The organism is Companilactobacillus sp. RD055328 (genome assembly GCF_022835675.1).
Taxonomy (GTDB): Bacteria; Bacillota; Bacilli; order Lactobacillales; family Lactobacillaceae; genus BQUT01.
Window position 1 is genome coordinate 211,781 of the sequence record NZ_BQUT01000001.1, and the last position, 21,907, is coordinate 233,687.

Here is a 21,907-nt window from a genome sequence, read left to right on the forward strand (position 1 = left end):
AATACAAATAATAATTATTATACAAGAGGAGGTGTTATTATGAGACGCATTTCTAATTTTTTCTCAGCCAATAAACCGCAATGGAAACGCAATCTACAAGTATTGTGGTTTGGTAATTTCATGGTCGGTGTGGGCTTCTCTATGATTACACCGTTCATGTCATTATATATAGATGAATTAGGTGATTTCTCCAAAGCTCAATTAAATATGTGGTCCGGTGTTGTCTTTTCATCAACTTTTCTAGTGATGGCTTTCATCTCACCTATTTGGGGAAGAATTGCTGATCGTAAAGGTCGCAAGTTAATGTTATTACGTGCCGCTCTTGGTATGTCCATTGTCTTAGGACTTTGTTCGTTAGTTACTAACGTCTATCAATTATTAGCTTTAAGAACATTGCAAGGAGTATTCTCAGGATTCATTAGTAATGCCAATACTCTAATCGCCACAACAACTCCTAAAGAAGAAAGCGGACGCGCATTAGGAACATTAACTACAGGTAATGTTTCCGGTGCCTTGTTAGGACCTATGATTGGTGGCGCTGTGGCCCAACTTTATGGCTATCGCGTTCCATTTATGATTACCGGTGTCGTCTTATTCATTGCATTCTTGTTATCTCTATTCTTCGTTCATGAAGATTTTACTCCAGTTGAAAAAGATGACCAAATAAGTGCACGCGAATTATTCAATGGCTTAAAAAACAAACGAATAATATTCGGAATGTTCATTACCACCATGATTATTCAAGCTTCTAACAATTCAATTAATCCGATATTGAGTCTATATGTACGGCAATTGTTACACGGTGGTGATAATGTCGCTTTCATCAGTGGGATTGTCGCTGCGGTTCCGGGAATTGCCACAGTAATTGCTGCTCCGAGATTTGGTGCCCTTGGTGATAAAATTGGTACGCAAAAGATTCTTCTATTCGGATTAGTCCTTGCGTTTCTAGTCTATTTACCACAAGGATTCGTGACAAACGTCTATCAATTAATGGCTTTACGATTCATCGTTGGTATTTCTGATGCCGCCTTGATTCCTCAAGTACAAACATTGATTGCTAAGAATTCGCCTCATGAATCAACCGGACGTATCTTCGGGTACAACCAATCATTCCAAGCAATCGGTAACGTTACTGGTCCGATGTTAGGATCAACTGTTTCCAGTGCTTTCGGTTATGGAGCCGTCTTCTTAAGTACAAGTATTCTTGAGCTAACAAACTTTGTAATAGCAACAAAAACTACAAAAAAAGAGGAATAACTTTAAAAAGTTATTCCTTTTTTTAATTCTTATGATTTCTTCCACACCATCGAGATATTTAGTTCGCCGGTTTCTTCTTCTATTTCTTCACTGAATATTTCAAATTCTCGTGATAAATAAAAATTAAGAGCATTTTGATTTTTCTTATACACAAACAATTTTAATATCTCATGTTTAACTTTTAATTCATCTAATAATAAACGTCCAATACCTTTTTTTCGATGTTTATCAGCAACAAATAAACCTTCTATATAGTCGTCATTTGCTCCAATAAATCCTAAAATTTCATTACCTTCTTTGTAAGCTAGCAATTCAACATTTCTAATAGCTGATTTGAAATAAGCAACATTATTCAACCAATAATTTTTGCTAATAAAGTTATGTGTTTTGATATTTGATTCTAACCAGATATCTGTAATTTGAGTATAATCTTCACTTGTCATTAATTCTTTAGTAATAATCATATATTTAACCTCGTGATATAAAAAAAAGACAACCTTAAAGGCCGTCTTTTTATTTTTCTGATAAACCGTATTTCTTGTTGAAACGATCGATACGTCCATCGGCTTGAGCAAATTTTTGCTTACCTGTGTAGAATGGATGTGAATCTGATGAAATTTCAATACGAATTAGTGGGTATTCTGTACCTTCATAATCTACTGTTGCATCTGATTGTACTGTTGATCCAGCAAGGAATTTAGCCCCTGTTGATGAATCCATGAATACAACTGGGTGAAAATCTGGATGAATATCTTTCTTCATTATAATTTCTCCTTTTGCCCTAAGTTGTGTGCCAACCTAGAGATTTATAACTAACAATATGAAATTTTACCATGTTTCTTACTATTTTTCAATATTATTTATTGATTCAAAATTAACTTTTTTATCTGCAACTTGCTCTATGAAATCACGATCATGCTCAATTACAATCATTGATGGCTGATATCGTTTTATGACATCAATAATTTGTTCTCTTGTTATTACGTCTAAATAATTCAACGGCTCATCCCAAATATATAAGTTGGCCGGTTGAACTAAATTAATTGCTAAGGCTACTTTTTTCTTCTGACCCTGACTCATGGTTTCAATTTTGCTATTAAATAATTCGCACTCAAATCCCAGTTTACGCAAACTTGAAAAAACTTCTTCTTCTGAAATTTCCATTTGCTCACATAGCTGGTTAATTGTACCCGATAATTCGTTGGCATCTTGACTTAAATATGCAATTTTATGTTTGCTATTCATTTTGAAATAGCCAGTATTAATTGCCGTCGTTTGCTTCAAAATTTTCTTAAGAAATGTTGTTTTTCCTGCACCGTTGTCACCAATTAAAGAAATTATCTCATTAGGGTGCAAGGTAAATGAAATGGGTTTATTTAATATTGTATCAGAAAATCCAACTGATAAATCATCGACAATCAGAACTTCCTTAGAATGTAAAATTTCAAGATAATTCATCTTTAAAGAATCACTAATTTCAACATTTTTTAACAACGATTGTTTGTCTTCAATAGCTGTGTTTGCGCGACCTTGTATCTGTTTAGCTCGCTTCATTACTCGTGCAGCTCGTGAGCCAACAAATCCTCTATCTATATTATCATGTTCCATACCAGGCTTTTTATACTTATCTTTTTCTTTTTGTTGCGACCAATTTTCTTTCTTAGCGGCTGATGATTTTAATTTTTTGATATCAGATTTTAATTTTTCTTTTTGATTGAATTCTAATTGATCTCGATTTTGTTTTTCTTGTTCCCATGTATCAAAATTTCCATGAATAACCGTAATATTATTACGATTAATTGAAATAACATGATCAATTACATGATTCAAAAAATGTCTATCATGGCTAATGACAATGAAACCTTGCTTTGAATTCAAGTAACTTTCAACAGCTTTTCGACCTTTGATATCTAAATGGTTAGTCGGCTCATCGAGCAATTGAAAATCATGGTCATCAACAAACATTGCCGCTAGTTGTATTTTGGTTTGTTGTCCTGGACTCAACTTTTTATATGGCAAACCTAATAACGAATCTGCTAATTCTAATTTGCTCATTTCAGTTTGAATTTTCCATAAATCGTATTCTTCTAATTTAGCAATCTGTAGGACTACGTCTTGAGTCGATTGATTTGGATTGGTTATGTTTTTAGGGAAATAACTAAAGTCCAGATTAGTTATAATTTGCCCATCATAACTTAATTTGTTTTGAATTATGTTTAAAAGAGTTGTTTTTCCTCGACCATTTCGACCTATTAAACCTAATTTCCATGATTCATCAATTCGTAAATTAATATTATCAAAGAGATTCTCACTCATATTTGCGTATTTAAAGCTTAAATTTTGTATTTGTATTGTTCCCATTATTATTACCTCATAATTCTTAAAAATGGGCTTTTCAACAAAAAAAGACACTACAAAAGTAGTGTCAAATAGGCCTATTATGTGTGCCTTTGATACCACTAAGTTGAAAAGCAAATAAACATACTACATAAGTATATTTAAATCTAACTTCAACTTAGTTTCTCAACGGCTTCACATCCCTTTGTTATTTAATAAAAGTAATATAGCAAATTATTATTATAAAAACAACTTTCATTAAATAAAAAAACTAGGCATTTTTGCCTAGTTTTTTAGTTTTCGTCATCAGTTAAAGTTATGTCAGCACCTAAGTTACGTAATTTCCAAATAACTCTATCATACCCGCGCATGATATTTTCTGCACTTTCAATAACTGTTTGACCTTGTGCCATCAATCCTGCTGTTAATAAGCAAGCACCCGCACGGATTTCATCCGCAACGACTGTAGCTCCTTGCAATTTATCATCAGATTTTCCGATAATAATTAAATCGTTCTCGTTACTGATTTCCGCTCCCATTTTGACCAATTGTGGAATATGTTTAATTCGTTTTGGATAGATTGTATCCGCAATAATCCCTTGTCCACCGGCCTTCAATAATAACGGAGTAATTGGTTGTTGCAAGTCAGTTGCAAATCCAGGGTAAGGCATAGTTTTAATCTTTACACTCTTTAGTTCATTAGCCGGATTAACGTAAATGCTATCTTCACGAACATCTAATTGAACACCCATTTCCTCTAACTTAGCAATATATGCATCTAAATGTTCTGCAATAATATTTTTAACTAAAACTCCATCACCAATAGCAGCTGCCATTGCTAAGTATGTACCTGCTTCGATACGATCTGGAATAATTGTATGTGAATTGTGAGATTCTAAACGATCCACACCCATAATTCTGATTGTTTCTGTACCAGCACCACGAATTTGAGCACCCATGTTATTTAAAAATGTTGCCAAATCAATAATTTCTGGTTCTTTTGCTGCATTCTCGATAGTTGTAACACCTTTAGCTCGAACGGCAGCCAAAATGATATTAATAGTCGCTCCAACAGAAACCATATCTAAGAATATCTTTGCTCCATGAAGTCCATCTTTAGCCTCAATGACAATATTCCCATTCTTGTTTTCTACGGTTGCACCTAAAGCTTCAAAGCCTTTAATATGTTGATCTATTGGACGTGGTCCAATATCGTCTCCACCAGGTAGTCCAACTATTGCTTTGTTAAATTTACCTAATAATGCACCCATGAAATAATAAGATGCTCTTAATGAAGTTACCTTATCATCAGGTAATGGTCCAAATTCCATTTCACTTGGATCAATGGCAAGAACATCTTCTTTGAATTCAGATTGTACGTTCATATCGCTTAAGATGTCCATCAAATTATAGACATCACGAATTCTAGGTACACAATCCAAAACAACTTTAGTATCAGATAAGATAGCAGCAGGAATAAGCGCAACTGTACTGTTTTTTGCGCCTCCTATTGATACTTCACCTGATATTTTTTTCCCACCATTAACAACGATTTTTTGCATTATAAAGTCCAACTATTTCTTATTTATACTCATTAAATATACAGATTTTTATTCTAATTTACAATTAAAATTGTGAACCCTCAAGGTCTGAAGCAGCACCGATAAATGCTTTGAACAATCCTTCAGGACGATCTGGTCTTGATAAGAACTCTGGATGATATTGAGCAGCCACAAAGAATTTCTTATCTGAAATTTCAACTATTTCAACTAAGCGATCATCAGGAGAAGTTCCTGAGAATGTAAGTCCTTTTTCTTCGAACTCTTTACGATATTCATTATTGAATTCATAACGATGTCTATGACGTTCTTGGATTTCTGATTGATTATCGTACAATTCTTTAGCTCTTGAACCTTCTTTTAACTTACATGGATATAACCCTAATCGAAGAGTTCCACCGATTTCTTCTACACCATGTTGGTCAGCCATAAGATCAATAATCTTATGTTCTGCATTTTCATCAACTTCGCCACTTGTTGCATCTTTAAGTCCAACAACATTACGAGCAAATTCGATTGATGCCATTTGCATTCCCAAACAGATTCCTAAGAAAGGTACATCATTTTCACGAGCATAACGAATTGATTCAATCATTCCTTCAAGTCCACGATCACCAAATCCACCTGGAACAATTACTCCATCGGTATCTTTTAAGATGTCAGCAACATTATCTTTAGTAATATCTTCTGCTTTTACTTTTGTAATTTTAATATCTGAGTTATAGAAGTATCCAGCATGTTTTAGAGCTTCTGTAACTGAAATATAAGCATCTTGCAATTCTACATATTTACCAACTAATGTAATATTTGTTGTATGTTTTAGACTCAAGACACGTTGTTCTAGTTTTTTCCAGTCTGTCATGTCAGCAACTGGACTATCTATATGTAAATAATCACAAACGATTTGGTCCATATTTTGTCTTTGTAGATTCAATGGAATTGAATATAAAGTATCCACGTCACGTGATTCAATTACAGCTTCTGGTTTAACGTCACAGAATGATGCAATCTTATCTTTCATAGATTGTGGAACTTCTTGTTCAGTTCTAACTACTAAGATGTTAGGTTGAATACCTACACCACGAAGTTCTTTAACACTGTGTTGTGTTGGCTTTGTTTTCATTTCGCCAGCAGCACGTAAGTAAGGAATCAAAGTAGTATGAATATAAATACAATTATCAGCACCTACTTCAGCCTTCATTTGACGTAGTGCTTCTAAGTAAGGAAGTGATTCGATATCCCCAACTGTTCCACCAATTTCTGTAATGATAACATCTGAGTCCGTTGTAATAGCGGCACGCATAATCTTATCTTTAATTGTATTAGTGATATGTGGAATTACTTGAACAGTGGCTCCTTGATAATCACCACGACGTTCTTTTTTTAGTACTTCAGAATAGATTTTACCGGTTGTAACGTTTGAATATTTATTCAAATTGTTATCAATGAATCTTTCATAATGTCCAAGATCCAAGTCAGTTTCAGTTCCATCATCTGTTACATAAACCTCACCATGTTGATAAGGACTCATTGTCCCTGGATCAACATTAATGTAGGGATCAAACTTTTGAACTGTAACTTTCAATCCACGGTTCTTCAATAATCTTCCTAAAGATGCCGCAACGATACCTTTACCTAATGATGAAACAACTCCACCGGTTACAAAAATATACTTAGTCATAAAATACTATCCTTCCTTCGTTTGTGTTCAGGTAGCAACTTTTTTGCCATAAACATAAAACAAGCTCCCTATTCATTGCGAACAGGGAGCTTGCTATTTAAGACGTCTCTTAAGAGCCCAATCAATATAATATAGGTATATGGCTCCTACGTCAATATAAAAACATATTTATTTCTTGTTATTCTTCGTCGTCATCGTCTTCTTCATCAAGATCGATTTCTTCTTCGTCATCATCAAACTCAGTTAGTTGACCTTCAATACCGTCTGGCAATGTTTCGTCTTCATCATCGTCATCGTCATCAAGCTTAGTTAGATCATCACTAGCTAACTTAGATAAGTCAGGACTATCAGCTGCAGCAACAACACCTTCTGCATCTTCGTCGTCATAATCAACAACATCGTCGTCTTCTGCATCATCATTTAAGAATGCATTAACTTTTGCACCTGTGTTAATTGATGGTTCGTCGTTTGTGTCTTCAGGATGATTTACTTCTTCATCAATTGAGTCAACGGCATACCACTTACGTAGTGCCCAAACATTATCACCTAACGAGATAAAGCTACCATCATTATTTAAATCTGTATAGAATTGAGGGAGTTGATCTCTAACAGCCTCATCAGCTTTGCCCAAGAATTCTTGCACCATATTAACCAAATCAGCAAAAGCGATTGATTCATTTTTTTCTTCAAGAATTGCGTGCGCAACTTCTATCATTGATAATTCTTCTTTAAGTTGACCATCGAAAATATCTAGTTTCAAGAGTACACGTCCTTTCAAACAGCATTATGAATATATTAACCTATTACAGCACTAAAAATCAATCGTAACTTGTATTCTCCGACCAATTGTTTTTGTTGAAATAGTAAATAGTCAATTTCTACTTGTCCATTATCTATGTCACTCAACAAATAAGTTGTCTGGGCTACTAAGCTCATAACTCCGTAACTAGTCTTATAGATTACTTCTTTTTGTTCTTTTTCTTTGAAATAAAAATCTGACATGTTTTGTTGATCGCTAGATTGGCGATTCAATAATACCTCGCCAGTTTTTAACAAATCAAAACGAATAAAAAATCTTCCTTCTTCATTCTCGTCTATAAAATTCAAAACAAATCGATCATCTTTTTCTTCAATTATTCCCGAATTTTCAATTGAGTGTTCAAAGTCTTCATTATCTTGTTTAATAGTTGTCGTTAATTTTATGTCTACTTTTTGTGTTTCGTTCATTTATTTCTTACTTTCTTATATAATAAGGTTATGACTAATACTATCTTATTATACGACCGCACATACAAACAACCAAATAAAATATATTTACCATTCACCGAAAATAATGTTTTGTTAAAAAGTCTTTCCGATTTGCAGCAATTACCTATTTTGAATTTTTGGACAATGGATAACACTGTTATTTTAGGAATGGCTGACCAAAGACTTAATAATCTATCTGCCGGACTCAACTATCTTAAACAAAGTAACTATAAATATTTTGTACGTAATTCTGGCGGTTTAGCTGTTGTTAATGATTCTGGAGTTTTGAATGTCTCATTATTTCTTCCTCGAAATGACGAATTAAGTATCAACTCAGCATACCAACGAATGGTTGATTTAATAAAAAACACTTTGCCAAAACTACACATTGACGTTAAAGAGATTCCCGATTCATATTGTCCTGGTGATTATGACCTAAGTGTTAATGGTAAAAAATTCGCAGGGATTTCACAACGTCGTGTCACTGATGGCATTGTTATTATGGCTTATATCAGTATTAACGGTAACCAAAAGCAACGTAGCTCTCTTATCCAGAGCTTCTATGAACAAAGTGAAGCTGATAGCAGTAATTTTGACTACCCAAATATTAATCCTCAATCAATGGCTAATCTTGACGAACTACTTGAACAACCTTTATCAATCGATGATTTTAAAAAAAATATGCTTGATTCGTTAGCAAATACTTACAAATTCGACTATGAAGCCGTTAAATTGTATACTCAAACTACAAAATATCAAGAGAAAATTACTAAAGCCTTATTAGATCTTGAGCAAAGAAACGAAAATATCATTTAAGGAGTCTTCATGGACAATATTGTATATTTACCTCGAGAAAAAGTCTTTCGCGATCCTATCCATAACTACATTCACGTTGAACACAAAGTTATTTTAGACTTAATCAATACAAAAGAATTTCAAAGACTACGTAGAATTAAACAATTAGGAACTTCTTCATTCACATTCCACGGAGCTGAACATTCACGTTTCACTCATAGTGTTGGTGTTTATGAGATTACTCGTCAAATTTGTAATAACTTCAATCGTAATTATCCAAGTAAAAATAACAAGGACGGACTCTGGAATGATGATGAACGTCTAGTAGCACTTTGTGCGGCATTACTTCACGATGTTGGTCATGGACCTTATTCACATACTTTTGAACATATTTTTAGCACTGATCACGAGAAGTGGACTCAAGAAATCATTACCAATAAAGGCACTGAAGTAAATACAATTTTGAACTCTGTTGCTAAAGATTTTCCAGAACGAGTGGCAAGTGTTATTAATAAAACATATGCTAATCCTCAAGTTGTGCAAATGATTTCAAGTCAACTAGATGCCGATCGTATGGACTATTTAGTTCGTGATGCCTATAATACCGGGACTAATTATGGAACTTTTGATTTAACTCGAGTACTGCGAGTTATGCGACCATATAAAGATGGAATCGCCTTCAACGCTGACGGTATGCGGGCTGTTGAAGATTATATCTTAGCTCGTTATCAAATGTATCAACAAGTATATTTCCATCCGGTATCAAGAGGTATGGAAGTTATTCTAACTAATCTATTACAACGTGCTAAATTCTTGTTTGAAAATGGATCTATGGAAGGCTTTGAAATGCCAAGTTTATTAGTTCCCTTCTTCGAGAAGAAAGTTTCCGTACAAGATTATCTTCGTTTGGATGACGGTGTTTTAAATACCTACTTCAATTTGTGGCAAGATCATCCTGATGATATTTTGCATGATTTAGCTCATCGATTCTTGGACCGTCACCCATTTAAATCCGTTGGTTTTAATGATGAAACAAAAGAACTAATCCCTGTCATGACGGAATTAGTAGAACAATGTGGTTTTGATAAGAAATACTATACCGCCATCAATAATAGTTCCGACTTACCTTATGATGCTTATAGTGAACCTAAAACACCTATTGAAATCATTCAACAAGATGGAACGTTAAATGAATTATCAACGTTAAGTCATCTAGTGGCAGCTATCTCAGATAAGATTGAAAAAGATGAACGTTTATTCTTCCCTAAGCAAATGCTTACTGATACTCGCAGTAGTATTTTTAATTTAAACTACGATGAATTCCAATCACACATTAATAATGGACAACTTAAATAATTGCTAACTTAGATAATGTTTTATATTGAATAGTTATTTTGCTTTCGCTATAATTATTGGCAGTGATTATATTATAGGAGGAAAATATTTTGAAGAATTTTCTAAATGAATTTAAAGAATTCGTTTCAAAGGGTAGCGTAGTCGACATGGCCGTTGGTGTTATCGTTGGTGGTGCATTCAAAGATCTTACTGGTTCTTTAGTTGATACTCTAATCAACCCATTAATTGGATTATTCCTAGGACAAGTAGACCTATCATCTATTGTACTTACAATCGGTGATGCTAACTTCAAATTCGGTATGTTCATCAATGCATTAATCGAATTCATTATGGTTATGTTCGTAATCTTCTTGATTGTTAAAGCAATCAATAGAATGCGTGCATTAGGTAAAAAAGAAGAAGAAGCTGAAGAAGCATCAATCGTTTCAGCTGAAGATTATCTAAAAGATATTCGCGATTTATTACAATCACAAGAAAACAAAAAATAATAACAAATAAAAAAACCTCCATAATGGAGGTTTTTTTATTTGCGTTTAAATCTTGTAACGAATAGTGGACTAACTGGTTCGTTGTTATGAATTCTTGTAATAGCATCACCGATAAGTGGACCAACAGAAATTTGGACCATTTTATCAATTTGTTTTTCTTCTGGTAAATTAATTGAATCAGTTACTATCAATTGTTTGATTGGTGATTCAGCAATTCTCTTAATAGCTGGACCCGATAATACAGGGTGAGTACAGCTTGCATATACTTCTGTAGCCCCAGCTTCAATTAGCGCTTGTGAAGCTAGTGATAAAGTCCCAGCTGTATCAATCATATCATCAATAATAATTGCACGTTTACCTTGAACATCACCAATGATATTCATTACTTCAGCAACATTTGCTTTTGGACGACGTTTATCAATAATAGCAATTGGAGTTTTTAGAAATTCTGCTAATTTACGAGCTCTTGTAACTCCACCATGGTCAGGTGATACAACAACAGCATCTTCATTCAATCCTTGTTCAAGGAAGTAATCAGCTAGTAAAGGTGCACCCATCAAATGGTCGACAGGAATATCAAAGAATCCTTGGATTTGTGCAGCATGCAAATCTAAAGCCAAGACGCGATCAACACCAGCACGTTCTAACATATTAGCAACCAATTTAGCAGTAATTGGTTCGCGTGAGCGAGCTTTACGGTCTTGTCTAGCATAACCATAATATGGAATTACAACATTAATCATTGAAGCAGATGCGCGACGTAAAGCATCAACCATGATTAATAATTCCATCAAATTATCATTAACTGGGTCTGAAGTTGATTGAACTAAGAATACTTCAGCTCCACGAATACTTTCTTCAATGTTGATTTGGATTTCACCATCACTGAATTTTTTAACAGAAGATTTACCTAATTCAATTCCCATTGATTCGGCAATTTTTTCAGCCAAAGGCTTATTTGAGTTTAGTGCAAAAATCTTTAACGGACGCTCTGAATTTGTCATATCTCTCTCCATCTATTTATTCCATTCTTCACTTTTAGAAACAGCCAATCTATCCCAAAACTCTTCTTTATTAACTTGTCTTGAACGTGCAATCCCCATTGCATGATAAGGTATATCTTCTGTAATTGTTGATCCTGCAGCAACAAAAGCATGATCTGCAATTTTAACTGGATTAACAATATTGGAGTTGCTTCCAAGGAAAGTATAACTACCTATCTCACTGTGGAATTTTTGAACTCCATCATAATTCACAAAGACAACTCCACAGCCAACATTAATATCAGTTCCTAGAGTTGCATCACCGATATAAGTTAGATGACCAACTTTTGTTCGATCGCCAATTTTTGTATTCTTAATCTCTACAAAATTACCAATGTGGACATCTTCACCAATTTCAGCATTTGGGCGCAAGTGACTATTAGGACCACAATTGCTACCATCTTTCATCACTGCATCTTCAATGGTTGAACTAATGATTTTGATATTGTTGCCAATTTTAGAATTTTCAATTCTTGAGCCACTACCGATTAAACAATCTTCGCCAATAACCGTATCACCAAAAATTTTAACTCCTGGTTCAACAATTGTATCTGAACCAATTTCTACACCGTAATCAATGTATGTGTTGATTGGATCAATCAGAGTTACACCATTTCTCATGTGCATCTCATTAATTCTTTGACGCATAACTTTTTCAGCATTAGATAAAGCTACACGATCATTAACACCCATCGATTCATTGAAGTCTTCCATCTGGTAGGCTGAAACCTTGCCACCAGTATTACGAATTATTTCTACTACATCTGGTAAGTAATATTCACCTTGAGCATTATCGTTACCAACTTCATGTAATCTAGTAAATAATTCATGATTATCAAAGCAATAAACTCCAGTATTAATTTCGTCTACGGCAGCTTCTTGCTCGTTAGCATCTTTTTGTTCAACGATATTAGTTACATCACCGTTTTCGTTTCTAATTACACGACCATATCCAAATGGATTAGGTGCCTTAGCTGTAAGAACCGTTGCTTTAGCATTTTGTTGTTCGTGATATTCAAACAAATTGTTTAATGTTTCCTCTGTAAATAGTGGTGTGTCACCACTAATTATTAAAGTAGTACCTGAGTGGTCCTTCAAAATATCTTCCGCTTGAATAACGGCATGCGCTGTTCCTAGTTGTTCAGATTGCAACGCATATTTAGTACGTTCTTGTAATAAATCTTCAACTTCTTGTGCACCATGACCAACAACAGTCACGATTTCTTTTGGTTTCATAGCTTCAACTTGAGTCAAAACATGATCCACCATAGATTTACCTGAAACCTTATGCATTACTTTGTATAACTTTGATTTCATTCTAGTACCTTTACCGGCAGCTAAAATGATGACAAATCGATCACTCATCCACTAATATCTCCTAACATAAAAAGGCCTTAATTAATTGAACCCATCTCTATAAATAATACCCTAAAGACTAGGTTCTCTCAACTAAGTGCCCCAATTTAACTATGAAAAATTATCTGGTCGAATATCTTTTAAGAAAGAACCAGCTTCAACTTGTAATTTTTGTTTGTCTGTATCAATTTTTTTCACTTTAATTAATGATGTTGTTTCAAAATCTAGGTTCTTAACTTCTTGCGGTGATTCAGCAAAGACAGTAACTCCGACAAGCTCTGAGTTAAATTCTTTAATCATGCCTTCCATACCACTAACAGTTCCGCCGCCTTTCATGAAATCATCAACGACTAATACTCGTGAGTTTTCTGGCAAACTGCGTTTTGAAAGTTCCATTTTTTCAATGCGGCTTGATGAGCCAGATACATAATTTACACTGACTGTAGAACCTTCAGTGATTTTTGAATCACGTCTAACAATTACAAAGGGAACATTCAAATAAGATGCCACACTTTGAGCAATAGGAATACCTTTAGTTGCAACAGTCATAACGGCATCTACTTTTGAATCAGCATATTGTGTGGCAATAATTGCACCTAATCGACGTAGAACATCAGGTGATCCTAATAAGTCTGATAAATAAACATAGCCACCTGGTAATAGACGTTTAGCATCTGTTAATTTCTCAACCATTTCTTCAATGAAATCACTTGCGACTTCTTTACTAACGGCAGGAGTATAAATAACCCCTCCACCAGCACCGGGTAAAGTTTCTAAAAAACCGATTCCACGTTTTAGAAATGTTTTTTTAACAATTCCTAAATCTTCGCTAATTGATGATTTAGCTGAATCATATCTTTTTGCAAAATATGTCAACGGTATCAAAGTATGGGGATTATTTAGTAAGTAATTAGTAGCGTCTATTAAACGTTCGCTTCTTCGTATTTTCATCAGGTAACCTCTTGATTTTTATCTAATTAGCGTCATTATACCTTATTTATGCGAACAATAAAAGTGCATAAATACTAAAAAGGCTCTAAAACATGAACACTAACCTATTTACTAGAAATTAAAAAGCGAATAATAATTATTCGCTTTTTAATACGCATATTTAATCCATTTGAATTCTTCTACTTTTCGTAGTTTTAAAATTAATATTCCAAATATAATAGTTTCTATTAGAGTTAGTTCAAAAATTACCGTCGCAGGCAAATGTAATGATTGTAAGAAACCATGATTCAAAAAGATAAATGAAAAATGACTTAAATACATAATACTGCTCAATTTTCTCATCTCATAAGCATAAGGAATATGGATATCTGCTACTAGTACTAACGAGAAGATAAAGTATACCAAGATAGGATAAATATATAATTGATCCGTTGAAATCAGAATATCTTTTTTAACTATTAGTTCAGCTCCCCATAATAAAACAGCTGCTAATAAGCCTAACCAATACATTGATATGTTAGCTTTAATATTTTCAACAGTATCGTGTGCAATTACATCACCGATTGCAAAGTAAATTGGCCCTACGAACACTGAAACTGGAAGGTACATCACATTTTTCATAAATAAAATCATGCCGTTATTTAATCTCAATGAAAATGTTGCAACAGCTAAGAATATAATAGCCGTAACAATAACCCGAGTTTTAATAGTATATTCTTTTAGCACAATGAAATATAAAAGTGCAGAAAAAATACAAGAAGCTAAGTACCAAGAACCATTAAATGTTGATTGAAAAATAATCTCAGCTATAAAATGGACTATGTTATTTGAAAAAGAATTCTCAGAATTAGCAAACCATGAGTCCCATACCCATTTCCAGTTAAAAACTAGCCAAAAAATATATAGTAGACTAACTTTTTTAGCATAACTAACAACTATTTCACGTGTTGATTCTTTATGCTTCTGAATTTTTTTGCTTAGTAAAAAACCGGACGAAACAAAAAATAACGGTAACGCTAAGCGACCAACCCACTGAAAAAACACTGTATTTAATAATGGACTGAAGTCTGTAAAAGCAGCGGTATGAATACCAATAATAAATATCGCTGCCACAAACTTCATTAAATCTATTGCATCATAATTTCTTTCCATAATCATATACTCTCCCACACTCACTTTACACTGTGGTGAGATAATTATCAGAAAATCATTATACTTCCTTAAACGTCTTAATAATTTGTTAAAAAATACATTCTAATCATTCTTCAATTTAACGTTTATGTATTCAGCACTTATCAATACCATTACACCTACTACGCTCAAAAGACTAACGATATTTGTTTCCATTCCTGTCGCCGGCAGTTTTTTAACATTCGTTTTGTTTGCAAGATTATCTTTCTTCTTATTAGATTGATTTTGCTCTCCACGAATAACAGGATCTTCTTCATCATGATTTTGATTATTTCCACCTGGATTTACCGAAGAATCATTATTTTTCTTATATACATAAGTTATAACTTGATCTTCTTCTGTAAATGTCCCGCTAACATTTCCTTTGACTTCATTAAATGTATATCCGGGAATTTCTTTTTGTTCTGTCACATAAGTATCGCCAACGTCTCCAGATTTTGTTTCACTTTTCGCTATTTCATTATCATTCTCATCAACATATTTAGCAGTTACATTTCCTGAATATACTTTATTTTTCTTATATACATAAGTTACAATTTGATCTTCTCCTGTAAATGTCCCACTAGCATTCCCTTTGACTTCTTTAAATGTATATCCGGGAATGTCTTTTTGTTCAGTTGTATAATCATCGCCTACGTTTCCAGATTTTGTTTCACTTTTTGCAATTTCATTATCATTCTCGTCAACATATTTAGCAGTTACATTCCCAATCATAACTTGAGGCTGCCATACATAAGTTCCTGAATCTGCCGTACCGTTATACTCATTCATGAATTCTTTTGAAGTCCATATTTGTTTGCCATTAGGATTAAATGTTGTTCCTGTTCCTACACTTTCCCATTTACCTGAATAATCATCATTTTCAACAATTTCGGGTAATCTAGCTTTATCCCCATCAAAAAAATTGAATTTTTTCCCAAGAGTTAATTCTTGTAAACCCCTATCTTCATTAAACATTCCTGTCATATCAGTAACTTTTTTTGTGTCAAAGCTACTTATATCTAACATCTTCACATTAATTCTTGCTAACATCCCTGACATATTTGTAACATTTCCAGTATTAAAAGACTGTAAATTCAACTCCATTAATGACTTGTCACCATCAAACATGTATGACATATTAGTAACTTTTTCGGTTTTAAATGCGCTCAAATCTAATCTCACTAAAGAGTTATCGCCTTCAAACATCCTTAACATACTGGTAGCATCAGTTGTATCAAGCTTATTTAGGTTTTTAATTTCTTTAAGATTAGAAAAATTCATAAACATCAAGCTTAAATTTCCGGCAACTGATAATTCACCATCAAATTGAATCTTTTCAATTTTTTTTGCTCTATTAATTGTTATTGCATTATATAACGCGGCAGGATTAGTCAATGTTTTGTCGCTTCCAGGTATATGCAAAGTTTCTTCATTATCAATAGTTAACGTTACACCGCTCCAATTAAACGCTTCATCTTGAGTATTGATCGAAGCATTAACTTCTGTAGTCATAGCATAAGGAGTGAATACTTGAAATGCTATTAAACCAATTAATAAAATATGCATAATTTTTTTAATTTTTGAATTCATTTTCCATTCTCCTTTAAATTTTTACATATCTTACAATATTAAAAAAAACATTAAAATAGACGGCATTTAACTATTAACAAGGAGAAAATGATCCATTATGTTGATCGTCATCAATAGTAAAAATAAAAAAACTTCACATTAAGTGAAGTTTTTCTTTTCATTAATTTTTGCTAATCTTACCAACTACGTTATTTGCAAATATTTTTTCTTTTGGACTTGTTAGCTTAAAACTCCAATCATTTTCGTTTGGAATTGCAACAATAATATCCGTAAGTTTATTTGCCTCATTAACTTTTTCCAAATTCATTTGCGCAATTTTGTCACTATGTAATACCTTATCGCCTGGTTTTACAAATATTTCAAAAGGGTCCCCCTCTAATTCAACAGTATCTATTCCCATATGTAATAATATTTCAACCCCAGATTTGTCATCTTCAATACTTATCGCATGTTTAGTCGGAAATATCGCGGATATCGTTCCATCAATGGGTGAAAAAACATCTTCCTCTTCTGGAAGAATGGCAAATCCATCACCCAACATCTTCTGAGAAAAAACATCATCATTAACTTCAGTTATATCTATTAACTTACCACTACTCACAGCATAAAAATTTGTGATAAATTCTTCTTTTTTACTAAAAAACTTAAACATAATTAAAAGATCTCTCACTTTCTTTTTTTATTCTTTATCAAATAATCTTTATATCCAAAAATAAAGTTTTCTATTAAAACAAAAAAAGTAGATGTGGTTCTTATCCACCAGTCATCAGACATTGAGCTTCTAGAACTAACAGCATATAAATTATAATCGCAATTTTCAGACAACCAGTTATTTTTATAATTAGTTATTGATATTAGACTGCTCCGTTTCCTTTTTATGGCACTTACCACTTCTTCCAAATCTATGCTTTCTCCAGATAATGATAGTATAAACGCCATATCTTTATCCGTCATCATTTCATGCATTCGTTTAAATTCAGCAATTTTTACATTACCGTGAACTATTCTAGAATCTATTCCTATCAACATTAATAATCTTTGAAATTCTTTAGCTTGCATTCGTTGAGTTGTCCCCGTTGAGAATATATATATATTATTTGCGTCATCAAGTTTTTCATATACTTTCAAAAAATTCTTGTTTCTTAAATACTCGATTGTTTCCGAGGCATCCTCAATTACTTGCTTCTGGAATGAATAATTAAAATTCACTTGGTTCTTCTTTTCTTGTTCCCACTTTACAAAAGACTTCAATTCACTGAATCCCGTAAATCCAAGTTTTTGAGAAAAGCGAATAACAGAAGACTTTGAGGAAAGACTTTTTTTCGCAAATTCTTTAATACTATAAGAATCCATTTCTTTTTTATGAGCGTTTAAAAATGAATAAATATAAGTATCCGTTTCACTAAAATCCTTGTAATGAATATTTATTAATTCTTCTAATTTCAAATCTATACCCACCTTCAAATAAAAAGAGATGATAAAAATCACCCCTCTTTATTATGAGTACTATATACTTGCTTTTCAATTAAAAAATCAATAAATAAGGTTTATTTTAACTCAGGCCAATATTCTTTATTTGCTTCTATCAGCGCATTTAATATTTCTTTAGCCACTGAAGCACTTGGAACTGTTTTTGATAACGTCAATGCTTGCCATAATTTTGTATATGACTTTTCAATGTATGCTTCTACAACCAATTTTTCAACAGAAACTTGTTGTTCTATCATTCCTTTTTGTAGGTGAGGAACATTTCCCATCGATAAAGGTTCATATCCTCTTTTACTTACAATACATGGAACTTCAACCATCGCATTAGGATCAACATTTGCAATTGCACCTTCATTTTTAACAATCAATAGCATGCGCTCGTGAGTGTTGAATGCAAGAGCTCCAGCTAATTGAACGATAAACTCAGCGTGTTCTCCAGCTTCAATGTTTGTATCCTTAGCTGTTTGTTGACTAACAATACGTTTACATTCAGCAAATATATTTTTTTCACGATTTTCCATAACTTCATTAGCTCTTGTATGGTTGGGATCTGAATGTTTTGTAACATAGTCAGGATACATATAATACTTAAGATAAGTATTTGGCAATGTGTCTGGATCAACAGCATATACATCTCTAGCTTTTTGGTAAGTGTCCATCCATGACGCCTCAGCTAACATTGGATTATCAACGCTTACATCTGGAGCATATCCATGTTTAGAAACATGTTCTTTTAATTTTGGCATTAAGTCATTGCCTTCTTTATCACGAACCTCTGTCCACCAACCAAAATGGTTTAGTCCATAATATCTATCTACAATTTCATTTCCGCTCTTAAGTCCTACAATATCAGCCATTGCTTGTTTAATTGCAACAGGCATGTCACAAATATTAATAATCTTTGCGTCAGGACGTAATACTCTAGTTGCTTCAGCAACTATTGAAGCTGGGTTTGAATAATTTAGCATCCATGCGTTTGGTGAGTATTTTTGCATGTAATCTATTAATTCGATTACTCCCGTTATTGAGCGCATACCATATGCAATTCCACCAGGTCCACAAGTTTCTTGGCCTAATACTCCAAACTTCAACGGTATTTTTTCATCCTTTTCACGCATTGGCAATCCACCTTGGCGAATATGTGCCATAACAAAATCTACATCCGTGAAAGCTTCTTCAGGATCTGTTGAAGCAATAAATTCTATTTGAGGTGCTCTTTCTTTAATAATAATATCACAAGCATCCGCAACAATTTTTTGTCTTTCAAAATCATTATCGTACAATTTTAATTTGCGTAGCGGGAACTTATCTTGATTATTAATAAGCATCATAATGATTCCGGCTGTATATGTACTTCCGCCACCAGCAATAACTACAGATTGTTTTTCTAACATATTAATTTCCTCTTTCCAATTATTTATACTTGTTTACACTCATACTTTAATTCCAATAAAATCTTATTCAATAGAATATCAGTCTTACGGACCAAGGTTTCAACGATTGAAACTTATTCAATGCCTAAATTGTCACAAACCTTTTCCTTAACACTTTGTACTGTCATCCCTATAATTATTTGTACATTTTTACCACTATAAACCACCCCTTTTTCAAGCGAGTTTTTCTTGATGAGCTCTTCATTAACCATTGCTAAATCTTTTACATCTACACGTAACCGCGTAAAACAATTTGCAACCGTATCGATATTATCTGGTCCACCTAATCCATCAATGATATATTGGATATCCTTATTTTCTGATACAGAACTGTTATCTCCAATATTTGGGCTAGTATTAATTTCTGCCCCGTCGTTACTTGTAGCAACGATTTCTTCTCTACCAGGAGTCTGTAGATTGAATTTTTTTATTAAGAATACAAAAACGAAGTACCATACAACTGACATAATAAGCCCGAATAGGATGAAGAGGAATATTTTTGATACTGCTGGATTAATCACTGAGTTAGATACAAAAGTATCTAAAATACCATCTTTAACAAAAGTTCTAATTCCTAGTTGCCATAGCATTGCTTCAGAAAATCCTGCGAGAATACTGTGGACAAACCATAAAAGCGGAGAGGCAAAAAGGAATGTAAAATCTAAAGGTTCTGTAATACCAGCAACTGTACCAACAAATGCACCAGGAAGAACAAGGCCTTCAACTTCCTTTCGCTTATTTTTATTAGCGCAGTGAATCAGTGCTAATGCAATCGGAATACAGGCAAACACTTTTGCAAATCCAAAAAAGGCAAACCTTATTGATGGATCCAAAGTAGTTATTGATCCGGCATTAGCCATTTCTGCATAAAATATATTTATTGCCCCTGTATAAATTTTCCCACCAATTTCTGCTGTACCTCCAACGGCGGTGAATCCAAAAGGCATCCATAAAAGATGATGCAGTCCTGTTGGGATAAGAAATCTATTACCAAATCCATACAGAAATACCCCTATGGCTCCAGTAGCTATAATAAAGCTAGATGTGGAATTAATTGCGTGATTTACAAATGGCCATATATAACACATAAGAACGGCCAATATGAGAGTTACTGGAATCATAACAATAAAAGCAAATCTGGGGCCTCCATAAATACTTAACATATCAATAAATTTCTTATCTCCAAATTTATTAAATATGTAAGCAGTAATAGGGCCCAATATCATCCCTAGAAATACGTTCATATCAACAACTTGTATTCCTAAGACAGTATTTTGACCAGTTCCAAACAACCCTTGCACTCCAGGCTTAGCTAACATATTCTGAGAAGCTAACCATGCATTATTGGCTGCTAAGAACATCAAAAAAACAATTACCGATAATACAGCAGCTTCGACTTTATTTTTCTTGGCTAGTGAAGCTGTGATAGAAATACAAAAAATAATTGCTAAATTATTTAACATTATATCCATCATATTCTTCATTAGAAGCCCAAAACTTCGAATAAAAGATGGCATGACATCCATCTGCATTATAACGGCAATCGCTAAAAACAATCCCATAACTGCCATAAACTTAATTGCAACTATGGCCGATCTCGAGAATTTTTGCATTGCATCTTTCATCAATAAACTCCTTTATGTAATGTGACTTTTATTTCTAACACATAATCAATATATATAGTTATACAAGCGCTTACAATGTAAAATCCGTAGTTTGGATATAGGTTTCACACCTTGAAACCCGTTCAAATAAATTCGAAAGATATATAAGTATTTATTACTAAACTCAGTATCTCCATTGTTAATTTTGGCAAACAAAAAAGCTTATCTATATTTGATATAGATAAGCTTTACTTATTATTCGTTTACGGCAACTTCTGCTTCAATCTCTTCACCTTCAAAAGTGATGTCAATTGATTTAGTTAGTAAATCCGCATAACTATATGAAACTCTTTCAAATGAATTTTCGTCTTGATCTAATTCAACAACGAAAACTGAATGAAATGTTTCAGAAAGTTTCCCCTTACGGCGTGTTACTTTCTTTCTGCCTGCTTGTGCTACAACAGTCAGGTTCTCTCCAATATGATTATCAAGGCGCTCCTTGATGTTTGCTAGTGATGTTGGCATATATTATCAACTCCCTGACAAAT

Annotated in this window: 21 protein-coding genes; 4 read left to right on the top strand and 17 right to left on the bottom strand. The window is 33.4% G+C overall.

Annotated features, from left to right (window positions below):
- The first annotated feature begins 36 nt into the window (after positions 1-36).
- A complete protein-coding gene (locus tag RD055328_RS01145) occupies positions 37-1,257 on the top strand; it encodes a multidrug efflux MFS transporter (protein ID WP_375708059.1) in 1,221 nt (406 codons plus the stop codon).
- Between the two features lie 29 nt (positions 1,258-1,286).
- On the opposite strand, the gene RD055328_RS01150 is transcribed toward RD055328_RS01145, so the two are convergent.
- The 7 genes from RD055328_RS01150 to RD055328_RS01180 all read right to left on the bottom strand — a co-directional run bounded on the left by RD055328_RS01150 (position 1,287) and on the right by RD055328_RS01180 (position 8,061).
- Positions 1,287-1,721 carry a GNAT family N-acetyltransferase gene (locus RD055328_RS01150; RefSeq protein ID WP_244086993.1) on the bottom strand — a complete coding sequence of 145 codons (435 nt, stop codon included), beginning with the start codon at positions 1,719-1,721 and terminating at the stop codon, positions 1,287-1,289.
- 49 nt (positions 1,722-1,770) lie between these two features.
- A complete protein-coding gene (locus RD055328_RS01155) occupies positions 1,771-2,019 on the bottom strand; it encodes a type B 50S ribosomal protein L31 (protein WP_244086994.1) in 249 nt (82 codons plus the stop codon).
- Positions 2,020-2,100: 81 nt separating this feature from the next.
- Positions 2,101-3,618, bottom strand: coding sequence for a ribosomal protection-like ABC-F family protein (gene abc-f / locus RD055328_RS01160; protein WP_244086995.1), 1,518 nt, complete (start codon positions 3,616-3,618; stop codon positions 2,101-2,103).
- A 269-nt stretch (positions 3,619-3,887) separates the two neighbouring features.
- Positions 3,888-5,156 (bottom strand): UDP-N-acetylglucosamine 1-carboxyvinyltransferase, encoded by a 1,269-nt coding sequence (locus tag RD055328_RS01165; protein WP_244086996.1) that lies wholly within the window; start codon positions 5,154-5,156, stop codon positions 3,888-3,890.
- 64 nt (positions 5,157-5,220) lie between these two features.
- Positions 5,221-6,834, bottom strand: coding sequence for a CTP synthase (locus tag RD055328_RS01170; RefSeq protein WP_244086997.1), 1,614 nt, complete (start codon positions 6,832-6,834; stop codon positions 5,221-5,223).
- A gap of 178 nt (positions 6,835-7,012) precedes the next feature.
- The gene (gene rpoE / locus RD055328_RS01175) at positions 7,013-7,594 is read right to left on the bottom strand and encodes a DNA-directed RNA polymerase subunit delta (RefSeq protein WP_375708055.1); all 582 of its coding nucleotides are present in this window, start codon (positions 7,592-7,594) and stop codon (positions 7,013-7,015) included.
- Between the two features lie 35 nt (positions 7,595-7,629).
- The gene (locus tag RD055328_RS01180; protein WP_244086998.1) at positions 7,630-8,061 is read right to left on the bottom strand and encodes a DUF1934 domain-containing protein; all 432 of its coding nucleotides are present in this window, start codon (positions 8,059-8,061) and stop codon (positions 7,630-7,632) included.
- Between the two features lie 30 nt (positions 8,062-8,091).
- Here RD055328_RS01180 and RD055328_RS01185 point away from each other — a divergent pair, with 30 nt between their 5' ends.
- The 3 genes from RD055328_RS01185 (at position 8,092) to mscL (ending at position 10,721) form a co-directional block, all read left to right on the top strand.
- Entirely contained in the window at positions 8,092-8,898 is an 807-nt protein-coding gene (locus RD055328_RS01185) for a lipoate--protein ligase family protein (RefSeq protein WP_244086999.1), read from the top strand.
- A 9-nt stretch (positions 8,899-8,907) separates the two neighbouring features.
- Positions 8,908-10,233 carry an HD domain-containing protein gene (locus RD055328_RS01190; RefSeq protein WP_244087000.1) on the top strand — a complete coding sequence of 442 codons (1,326 nt, stop codon included), beginning with the start codon at positions 8,908-8,910 and terminating at the stop codon, positions 10,231-10,233.
- Positions 10,234-10,322: 89 nt separating this feature from the next.
- A complete protein-coding gene (mscL, locus tag RD055328_RS01195; protein WP_279593874.1) occupies positions 10,323-10,721 on the top strand; it encodes a large conductance mechanosensitive channel protein MscL in 399 nt (132 codons plus the stop codon).
- A 35-nt stretch (positions 10,722-10,756) separates the two neighbouring features.
- Here the strand turns inward: mscL and RD055328_RS01200 are convergent, their stop codons facing one another.
- The 10 genes from RD055328_RS01200 to RD055328_RS01245 form a co-directional block, all read right to left on the bottom strand.
- Positions 10,757-11,725, bottom strand: coding sequence for a ribose-phosphate diphosphokinase (locus tag RD055328_RS01200; protein WP_244087001.1), 969 nt, complete (start codon positions 11,723-11,725; stop codon positions 10,757-10,759).
- A gap of 12 nt (positions 11,726-11,737) precedes the next feature.
- Entirely contained in the window at positions 11,738-13,129 is a 1,392-nt protein-coding gene (glmU, locus tag RD055328_RS01205; RefSeq protein WP_244087002.1) for a bifunctional UDP-N-acetylglucosamine diphosphorylase/glucosamine-1-phosphate N-acetyltransferase GlmU, read from the bottom strand.
- A gap of 102 nt (positions 13,130-13,231) precedes the next feature.
- A complete protein-coding gene (gene purR, locus RD055328_RS01210) occupies positions 13,232-14,071 on the bottom strand; it encodes a pur operon repressor (protein WP_244087003.1) in 840 nt (279 codons plus the stop codon).
- Between the two features lie 147 nt (positions 14,072-14,218).
- Complete coding sequence (locus RD055328_RS01215; RefSeq protein ID WP_244087004.1) at positions 14,219-15,223, bottom strand: acyltransferase; 1,005 nt, start codon at positions 15,221-15,223, stop codon at positions 14,219-14,221.
- Between the two features lie 102 nt (positions 15,224-15,325).
- Entirely contained in the window at positions 15,326-16,834 is a 1,509-nt protein-coding gene (locus tag RD055328_RS01220; RefSeq protein ID WP_244087005.1) for a MucBP domain-containing protein, read from the bottom strand.
- Positions 16,835-16,994: 160 nt separating this feature from the next.
- Positions 16,995-17,486 (bottom strand): PTS glucose transporter subunit IIA, encoded by a 492-nt coding sequence (locus RD055328_RS01225; RefSeq protein WP_279593876.1) that lies wholly within the window; start codon positions 17,484-17,486, stop codon positions 16,995-16,997.
- A gap of 14 nt (positions 17,487-17,500) precedes the next feature.
- A complete protein-coding gene (locus RD055328_RS01230; RefSeq protein ID WP_244087006.1) occupies positions 17,501-18,280 on the bottom strand; it encodes a MurR/RpiR family transcriptional regulator in 780 nt (259 codons plus the stop codon).
- 101 nt (positions 18,281-18,381) lie between these two features.
- Positions 18,382-19,716, bottom strand: coding sequence for a 6-phospho-alpha-glucosidase (locus RD055328_RS01235; protein WP_244087007.1), 1,335 nt, complete (start codon positions 19,714-19,716; stop codon positions 18,382-18,384).
- Between the two features lie 113 nt (positions 19,717-19,829).
- Positions 19,830-21,380 (bottom strand): PTS transporter subunit EIIC, encoded by a 1,551-nt coding sequence (locus RD055328_RS01240; RefSeq protein WP_244087008.1) that lies wholly within the window; start codon positions 21,378-21,380, stop codon positions 19,830-19,832.
- Between the two features lie 234 nt (positions 21,381-21,614).
- The gene (locus tag RD055328_RS01245; RefSeq protein WP_244087009.1) at positions 21,615-21,884 is read right to left on the bottom strand and encodes a Veg family protein; all 270 of its coding nucleotides are present in this window, start codon (positions 21,882-21,884) and stop codon (positions 21,615-21,617) included.
- Positions 21,885-21,907 lie beyond the last annotated feature (23 nt).

Coding starts and splice junctions, on each gene's coding strand:
- RD055328_RS01150 (WP_244086993.1), bottom strand. CDS start 1,721: ATGATTATTACTAAAGAATTAATGACAAGTGAAGATTATACTCAAATT.
- RD055328_RS01155 (WP_244086994.1), bottom strand. CDS start 2,019: ATGAAGAAAGATATTCATCCAGATTTTCACCCAGTTGTATTCATGGAT.
- abc-f (WP_244086995.1), bottom strand. CDS start 3,618: ATGGGAACAATACAAATACAAAATTTAAGCTTTAAATACGCAAATATG.
- RD055328_RS01165 (WP_244086996.1), bottom strand. CDS start 5,156: ATGCAAAAAATCGTTGTTAATGGTGGGAAAAAAATATCAGGTGAAGTA.
- RD055328_RS01170 (WP_244086997.1), bottom strand. CDS start 6,834: ATGACTAAGTATATTTTTGTAACCGGTGGAGTTGTTTCATCATTAGGT.
- RD055328_RS01180 (WP_244086998.1), bottom strand. CDS start 8,061: ATGAACGAAACACAAAAAGTAGACATAAAATTAACGACAACTATTAAA.
- RD055328_RS01185 (WP_244086999.1), top strand. CDS start 8,092: ATGACTAATACTATCTTATTATACGACCGCACATACAAACAACCAAAT.
- RD055328_RS01190 (WP_244087000.1), top strand. CDS start 8,908: ATGGACAATATTGTATATTTACCTCGAGAAAAAGTCTTTCGCGATCCT.
- RD055328_RS01200 (WP_244087001.1), bottom strand. CDS start 11,725: ATGACAAATTCAGAGCGTCCGTTAAAGATTTTTGCACTAAACTCAAAT.
- glmU (WP_244087002.1), bottom strand. CDS start 13,129: ATGAGTGATCGATTTGTCATCATTTTAGCTGCCGGTAAAGGTACTAGA.
- purR (WP_244087003.1), bottom strand. CDS start 14,071: ATGAAAATACGAAGAAGCGAACGTTTAATAGACGCTACTAATTACTTA.
- RD055328_RS01215 (WP_244087004.1), bottom strand. CDS start 15,223: ATGGAAAGAAATTATGATGCAATAGATTTAATGAAGTTTGTGGCAGCG.
- RD055328_RS01220 (WP_244087005.1), bottom strand. CDS start 16,834: ATGAATTCAAAAATTAAAAAAATTATGCATATTTTATTAATTGGTTTA.
- RD055328_RS01225 (WP_279593876.1), bottom strand. CDS start 17,486: ATGTTTAAGTTTTTTAGTAAAAAAGAAGAATTTATCACAAATTTTTAT.
- RD055328_RS01235 (WP_244087007.1), bottom strand. CDS start 19,716: ATGTTAGAAAAACAATCTGTAGTTATTGCTGGTGGCGGAAGTACATAT.
- RD055328_RS01240 (WP_244087008.1), bottom strand. CDS start 21,380: ATGAAAGATGCAATGCAAAAATTCTCGAGATCGGCCATAGTTGCAATT.
- RD055328_RS01245 (WP_244087009.1), bottom strand. CDS start 21,884: ATGCCAACATCACTAGCAAACATCAAGGAGCGCCTTGATAATCATATT.